Genomic DNA, 5560 nt, shown 5'->3' with positions numbered 1-5560 from the left:
CGGCTGTGGAGGGCGGCGGCGGCGGCGCGTTCGCTGCGCTGCTCGGTCGCGTACGCCAACCGGACCGCCTCCTCGGCGCTGGCCACCGCCTCGACCGGCTGGCCACAGGCGGCCAGCGCCTCGGCCAGCACGCTCGCCCCGATCACCTGGCTGCGGACGTCCTCGGCAGGCGCGGCGACCGCCCGACGGGCCCAGTCCAGCGCCTGCTCCCGCTGGCCGTGAGCAAGCAGAGCGGAGGCGTACCGGGCCATCGTCTGGCGGCGGGAGAAGAGCAGCGTCGGGTTGCTGGACGCGGTGGTCGCCACCGGGGCGAGCAGACCGACGGCGGTGGCCGGATCACCGGCGGCCAACCGGGCCGTGGCCAGCAGCACCCGGGGGGCGACCTGGGCCGGTGCCTGCGGGTTGTGCGGTTCGACGGCCGTCAGCACCGCCCGGGCGTCCCGTTCGGCGGTATCGCAGTCGCCCATGTCCAGCGCCACGAAGCCGCGCAGGGTGCCGGCCATCCCGGTGAGCAGCGGGTGCGAGGTGCGCCCCGCGTACGCCAGGGCGTCGGTGAGCAGGTCGGCGGCGTGCTCCGGCTCGCCCAGCCCGCGCGCCACCACCCCCCGCGCCACCAGCGCGAACCCACGCCCCCAGTCGTCGGAGACCTCGGCGAAGTCCCGGTACGCCCGCCGCGCCGCCCGGTCCGCCTCGGCGATCTCCCCCAACTCGGCCGCGGCGAACGCCTCGACGGCGCGCAGCGTGCCGACCGCCCACGCCTCGCCGACCCGCTCGCCGAAGGGGAGGAACACCCCGGCCAGCCGGCACGCCTCCCGGAGCCGACCGGCGAGCAGCCGGGCGAAGGCGGTGGTGCCGCGCAGCCAGGCCCGGCCGTACGGGTCTCTCAGCTCGGCGAAAAGCCGGGCGGCCCGGCCGAGCACCGCATCGGTGCCGGCGAAGTCACCCCGGGTGGTGGTGACCCAGGCCAGGTTCTGCAACGACCACGCCTGCCCACGCGGGTCCTGCGCGGCGAGACTCACCTGGTACGACGCGGCAAGCCGGCTGCTGGCCTGGCCGAGCCGGCCGGCGATGAAGTCGGCCATGCCGAGCCGGCGCATCGCCGAGGCGCGCAGCGTGGGCAGGCCGCCGGTGGTGGCCACCTGCAACGCCTCCTGCCAGGCGGCCGTCGCCCGGCCCTGGTCGCCGAGAGCCTGGTGGGCCTGCCCGGCGAGCAGCAGGGCGCTGGTCCGCACGACCGCCTCGTCCCCGGCGTTGGCGGCGATCTTCTCGGCGAAGGCGAGCGCGTCGCCCGGCCGCCCGACCTGCAGCAGTGCCCGGGCATGCACCACCCGGTCGGCCGCGGGCACCCCGTCGCCGGCCAACTCGGCGGCCCGCTCGGCGTACTCGACAGCCAGGGCCGGCTCCCCGGCCTGCAGCGCCCGGCGGGCGGCTCGGCCCAGCGCGGCCACGCCCAGTCCGGCGACGGTCCGGGCCGGCGCGTCGGGACGCAGCTTGACCGCGTCGGCGAGTGCCGCGGCCCGCGCCACGTGCTCGGCGACGAAGTCGTCGCGGGCCGCGTCGGTGAACCCACCGGGCGGGGTGCCGGTGCCGCCGGGAGCCGCCCAGCGGGCCAGCGCGGCGTGCCGTTCGGCCAGTTCGGCCTTGCTGACCCCGGCGTACGCGGCCTCCCGCATCAGCGGGGTGGCGAAGGCGTAACCGGCGCGGGTGCGGTGCAGCATCCGCCGCTGCAGCAACTCCTCGACGGCCCGCGTCAGCTCCACGGCGGCGACCGCGGCGGGCCGGCCGCCGAACCCGGCCCGCTGCTCGCGCAGCGCCTCCAGTGCCCCGTCCGGCACGGTGTCGCCGACCACCGCGGCGTCGCGCAGGACCGAGCGGGCGTCCGGTGGCAACGCGTCGATCCGGGCCGCGAGGACGGCCGCCAGGTCGCGGGAGAGCAGCCGGCTGCCCAGCGAGCCGGGCGCCAGCCGCCAGCCGCCGGGTCCGCCGCGCCGCTCGGCGTACGCGGTGAGCGCGCCCCGCTCCATCAGCAGGGTGACCAGCTCGGCCAGGTAGAACGGGTTGCCCTGGGCGGTGGCCAGCAACCGGTCCGCGTCGGCCTGGGGCAGCTTCCCACCGTTCAGGTAGCTGGTGAGCAGCCGGGCGGCGTCCGCGCCGCGCAGCGGCGGCAGCGCGTGCACCTCGGCGTCGGCGACGCGGGTCAGCGCGCCGGCGGTGCGGACCAGCTCCGGGCGGCCGAGCAGCAGCACCAACACCGGGCCGGTGAGCCGGGAGAGGGCCAGCCCGAGCGCGCTGATCGTCTCGGCGGTCGCGTCGTGCAGGTCGTCGACGATCATCACCAGCGGTGTCTCGCCGGCCAGCGCACTGAGCAGACCGGCCACCGCGTTCGGCACGGCTTCGGCGTCGGCCTGGGTGCTGCCGGCGCTCCACTCCCCGTGGTCGGTGGCGGCGCCTGTCCCGGTGGGCAGTTCCGCGTACCCGAGCAGGGCCAGCAGCTGGTCGGTGGCGAGCGGGCCGCCGCCGCGCTGCCCGAGCCGCTGACCGAGCCGGCGCAGCCGTTCCTCCACGGCGGGACGGGTCAGCGCGGTGGACGTGTCGCTGGGCAGGCCGACCGCGGCCCGGACCAGGTCGGCGAGGGGAGCGAGCCGGCGGCGTTCACCGAAGGCGGCGCAGCGTACCGAGAGCACCCGGGCGCCGGTGTGCGCGGCGTACCGGCCGGCGCCGACGTCGTACCCGGCGGCGAGGCGTTCCACCTCGGCGGCGAAGCGGGACTTGCCGATGCCCGCCTCGGCGGTCATCAGCAGCACCCGGGGTTCGCTGCGGTCGATGACCTCGGCGAGCCGGCCGGCGACCCGACCGATCTCGGTTTCCCGGCCCACGAAGGGCGCCTCGTCGCCGAGGCCGGAGCGGGTGCCCGGGGCGTCCAGGAGGCCGAGCAGCTCGTACGCCTCGACCGGTTCGCGTTTGCCCTTGAGCCGCAGTGGGCGCAGCGCCCGCCAGGAGGCGACATGCCGGGTGGCGGCGGAGGTGCGGGCACCGGCGTAGACGGCCCCGACGGCGGCGGCGTCGGCCAGCCGGGCGGCGGTGTTCACCGTGTCGCCGATGACGGTGTACTCGATGGCGGCCTGGATGCCGGCGATGACGTCGCCGGTGTTCAGCCCGACCCGCAGGCCGAGCGGGGCACCGCCGCCCCGTTCGTCGTCGAGCACCCGGCGGACGGCCCGCTGCATCGACAGCGCGGCGCGGACGGCCCGTTCCGCGTCGTCCTCGTGGGCGACGGGTGCCCCGAAGACCGCCATGATGCCGTCGCCGGTGAGCTTGTCGACGTGCCCGCCGAAGGTCTTGACCGCACCGGCGAGGGCGGCGAGCACCCGGTCGGTGACCGCACCGACCCGTTCCGGGTCGAGGTCCTCCGACCAGGAGGTGAAGTCCGACAGGTCGCCGAAGAGCACGGTGACCACCCGGCGTTCGGCGGTGGGCAGGCTCGCGGCGGCCGGCAGGGCCGCGCCGCAGTTGTGGCAGAACCGCGCCCCCGGGACGGCCAGCGTGCCGCAGACCGGGCAGGTCACGGCTGCTCCACCCCGAGGTGTTCCAGCTGGGCGCGGACCGACCACTCGGCGGCCCACCACAGCGACCGGTCGACGTCGGCGTACACGGCCGCGACGACCTCGGCGGCGGTGCGGGCACCGGCGGCGACCGCGGCGCGGACCTGGTCGAGTCGGGCCCGGCGGTGGGCCAGGTAGAACTCGGCCGCCGCGCCGCAGTCGGCCAGGGCCGGGCCGTGCCCGGGCAGCGCCGGGATCCCCCGGTACGTGGTGAGCAGTTCCAGGCTGGCGAGGTAGTCGCCGAGGTGCCCGTCGGGGTGGGCGACCACGGTGGTGCCGCGGCCGAGAATGGTGTCGCCGGTGAGAACGACCTGCTCGTCGCCGTGCCGGGCGAGGAAGCAGACGGAGTCGCCGGTGTGGCCGGGGGTGGGTACCAGGCGGATGCCGAGGCCGGCCACGTCGAGCGGGTACCCGTCGGTCAGCGGGTCGCCGCCGATGGTGTGCGCCGGGTCGGCGGCCCGGACGGGAACCCCGTCGAGCCGCCCGGCCAGCGGCGCTGCGCCCTCGGTGTGGTCGGGGTGCCCGTGAGTGATCAGCACCGCGCCGATCGGGCCGTGCGCGACGATCCGGTCGAGGTGGCCCTCATCCGCCGGCCCGGGGTCGACCACCACGGCGGGTGCCCCGGGGGTGGCCCGCAGGACCCAGGTGTTGGTGCCGTCGAGGGTCATCGGGCCGGGGTTGGGCGCGCGCAGCAGCGTCACCCACTCCGGCAGCGCGTCGGCGAGCGCCGCCGCCGGCACGGTCAGATGCCCGGTCATGGCTGCGATCGTACGACCCTGCCCGCCACTCCCCGCGATCTTGCTCAGTCCGGCCGGCGTTTGTGCTTCTTCGTGCCTCTTCGTCCGGCACCGGCGGTGGGCGGATCGCGGGGGGTGGCGGGCAACGCTCAGGCGACCTCGACGATGACGTCGATCTCGACCGGCGCGTCCAGCGGCAGCTCGGCGACCCCGACCGCGGAACGGGCGTGCCGACCGGCCTCTCCGAAAACCGCGCCGAACAGGTCGGACGCGCCGTTGACCACGCCGGGCTGGCCGGTGAAGCCGGGCGCGCTCGCCACGAAGCCGGTCAGCTTTACGATCTTGACGACGTTCTCCAGGCCGACCAGCGCATCCACGGCGGCGAGGGCGTTCAGCGCGCAGCGCGCGGCCAGGTCCTTGGCCTGCTCGGCGGAGATCCCGGCGCCGACCTTGCCCGTGGCGAGCAGCTTGCCCTCGGCCACTGGCACCTGGCCGGAGACGTAGACGTGCTGCCCGGACTGCACCGCCGGGACGTAGCTGCCCGCCGGCGAAGCGACCTCGGGCAGGGTCAGACCGAGCTCGGCGAGCTTGGCGTGTGGACCGTTGCTCATGCCTTGGGCCGCTTCAGGTACGCGACGAGCTGCTCCGGGTTCGGGCCGGGAACCACGGAGACCAGCTCCCAACCGTCCTCGCCCCAGTTGTCGAGGATCTGCTTGGTCGCGTGGACCAGCAGCGGGACCGTGGCGTATTCCCACTTCTGCATCGGTGGAAGGCTCCCTTGCCTGACGTGGACGTGTTACCGGCACAGCCTACGGTCCGGGCGACGGGCGGGGCGCGGGACGCTGTTCCGGTGTCGCCGGCGCCTCGCCGCACGGTCCCTCGTGGTCGTACGGTTGCGGGCAGCGGGAGCGGTCGGGCAACAGCAGGTCGCAGAAGACCCGGTGCCGGTTGTTCTGGTCGTCGGCGGTGGAGACGGTGGTCTCCCCGGCGTCCAGCTCGGCCAGGAAGCCGAGCGAGGTGGCCACCGTGCCGGCCAGCGCGGTCGCCGCGGCGAGGTCGGCCACCCGGATCGGCAGGTGGATGACGTAGCCGGGCTCCTCCTCGTCCCGGGCGCGATCGCTGGAACTGTTCAGGATGCGCAGCACCTCGTGCGGTTCGGCGTGCCGCCGGTAGGACCGCTCGTTGACCGGCAGCCCACCAACCGGGGTGCCCGCGTCACCC

General features: G+C 76.1%; 5 protein-coding genes. All 5 read right to left on the bottom strand.

What is annotated here, in order from left to right; all coding sequences use genetic code 11:
* Positions 1-3566, bottom strand: a 3566-nt coding sequence (locus tag E1166_RS29115) for an adenylate/guanylate cyclase domain-containing protein (protein WP_132343058.1), incomplete at its 3' end; no start/stop codon positions are given.
* Positions 3563-4360 (bottom strand): MBL fold metallo-hydrolase, encoded by a 798-nt coding sequence (locus E1166_RS29110; RefSeq protein WP_132343057.1) that lies wholly within the window; start codon positions 4358-4360, stop codon positions 3563-3565. The genes E1166_RS29115 and E1166_RS29110, both read right to left, overlap by 4 nt.
* Positions 4361-4488: 128 nt before the next feature.
* On the bottom strand, positions 4489-4950 hold the full coding sequence (locus E1166_RS29105; protein WP_132343056.1) for a RidA family protein: 462 nt from the start codon (positions 4948-4950) through the stop codon (positions 4489-4491).
* Positions 4947-5102, bottom strand: a complete 156-nt coding sequence (locus tag E1166_RS29100) for a DUF4177 domain-containing protein (protein WP_013736319.1) — start codon at positions 5100-5102, stop codon at positions 4947-4949. The genes E1166_RS29105 and E1166_RS29100 overlap by 4 nt, the downstream gene beginning before the upstream one ends.
* A 46-nt stretch (positions 5103-5148) precedes the next feature.
* Positions 5149-5484 carry a hypothetical protein gene (locus E1166_RS29095; RefSeq protein WP_243710581.1) on the bottom strand — a complete coding sequence of 112 codons (336 nt, stop codon included), beginning with the start codon at positions 5482-5484 and terminating at the stop codon, positions 5149-5151.
* Positions 5485-5560 lie beyond the last annotated feature (76 nt).

Origin of the sequence: Micromonospora sp. KC213 (assembly GCF_004348325.1) — a bacterium.
GTDB lineage: Bacteria > Actinomycetota > Actinomycetes > Mycobacteriales > Micromonosporaceae > Micromonospora.
The sequence above is the reverse complement of the archived record's forward strand: the minus strand, read 5'-3'. Positions and strand labels throughout refer to the sequence as shown.

Bases quoted from the DNA above. Each gene is read 5' to 3' on its own strand.
- E1166_RS29110 (WP_132343057.1), bottom strand. From the start codon at position 4,360: ATGACCGGGCATCTGACCGTGCCGGCGGCGGCGCTCGCCGACGCGCTG.
- E1166_RS29105 (WP_132343056.1), bottom strand. From the start codon at position 4,950: ATGAGCAACGGTCCACACGCCAAGCTCGCCGAGCTCGGTCTGACCCTG.
- E1166_RS29100 (WP_013736319.1), bottom strand. From the start codon at position 5,102: ATGCAGAAGTGGGAATACGCCACGGTCCCGCTGCTGGTCCACGCGACC.